Below are 1,433 nucleotides of genomic sequence, written 5' to 3' on the forward strand. Positions count from 1 at the left end.
TGAACTGACCCCCAGAAGTTGGAGACAACTTTTTGGGGTTTTTACATGGCAAAGTACACCGAGCAGTTCAAGCTGCAGGTCGTTCAGGAGTATCTGTCTGGGGATGAGGGTTTCCGGCTGCTGGCGCAGCGGCATACGCTGGACCGAGGCACCCTGCGTGAATGGGTGGCGGCCTACCGGCACCATGGGATCGCGGGCCTGAGGGGCAAGCGGGTTCTGTATACGGCGGCCTTCAAGCTGTCGGTTTTGCAGCACATGCGCGCTGAGGGGCTGTCGTTGCGGCAGGCGGCGGCGCGGTTCAATATCCGAGGCTACGGCGTCGTTGCTATATGGCAGCGACGGTATGATGCCGGGGGAGAGGAAGCCCTTTCGTCACGACGAACCCGCAATAGCCAGCCCATGCAAAAGCCACCGACTCCCAAGCCCAAGCAGGATAAAGAGCGTACCCGCGAAGAACTGATCGACGAGGTCAACTATCTGCGCGCGGAGGTGGCGTACCTAAAAAAGCTGGATGCCCTGGTTCAGGCGAAGAGAAGCGCTGCGCAGCAGAAAAAGCGCAAGTAGTGCTTGAGCTCAGGGCGCAATTCCCGTTGGCGACGCTGCTGAAGGTGGCCACGCTATCGTCGAGCACGTTCTACTACCAGAGGAAGGCGCTCCAGAGCGGTGACAAGAACCAGGATCTCAAGGCAAGGATTCGGCGGGTGTTCGAGACACACAAGGGCCGCTATGGCTATCGGCGTGTCACCGACGCCATCCGCTCGCAAGGGCTGCTGGTCAACCACAAGCCGGTGCAGCGCCTGATGCTGGAGCTAGGCCTGAAGTCGTGTGTGCGGGTGAAGAAATACCGGTCTTACCGCGGCGAATGCGGTCGCGCAGCGCCCAACGTTCTGGATCGCCAGTTCGAGGCGCAGCGCCCGAACCAAAAATGGGCTACGGACGTGACCGAGTTCAGGGTCGCAGGCCAAAAGCTGTACCTGTCGCCGGTGCTGGATCTGTGCACGGGCGAGATCGTCGCCTACGAGACAGCCAAGCGGCCGCACTTCGAATTGGTCACCAACATGCTGCACAAGGCCATTGCGCGGCTCGGACCTGACGATCGGCCTCTGCTGCACTCCGACCAGGGCTGGCACTACCGCATGCCGCGCTACCAGCGGCTGCTGGCGCAACGCGCCATCACGCAAAGTATGTCGCGCAAGGGCAATTGCCTGGATAACGCCGCCATGGAAAGCTTCTTCGGCACACTAAAGGCCGAGTTCTTCCATACAAGCCAGTTCTGCAGCATCACCGAACTCGAGGCAGGGTTGCATCGATACATTCACTACTACAATCACGAACGCATCAAGCTGAAGCTCAAAGGACTGAGCCCCGTACAGTACAGGGCTCAGTTCGGTTCCACCTAGCTTTGACTCTCCAACTTTACGGGGTCAGTTCAC

The 1,433-nt window shown here is 59.7% G+C and carries 1 protein-coding gene; it reads left to right on the forward strand.

The genetic code is table 11. The features are described 5' to 3' along the window. The first annotated feature begins 45 nt into the window (after positions 1–45). Positions 46–1,400, forward strand: a protein-coding gene (locus tag AC3WVS_RS31200; RefSeq protein WP_492321729.1) for an IS3 family transposase whose coding sequence is annotated in 2 segments (ribosomal slippage) — positions 46–511 and positions 511–1,400 — 1,356 coding nt in all. Because the reading frame shifts where the segments join, the coding sequence is not laid out codon by codon here. Positions 1,401–1,433 lie beyond the last annotated feature (33 nt).

The sequence above is a fragment of the Cupriavidus sp. CPT47-8839-RL05A genome, from assembly GCF_058792255.1.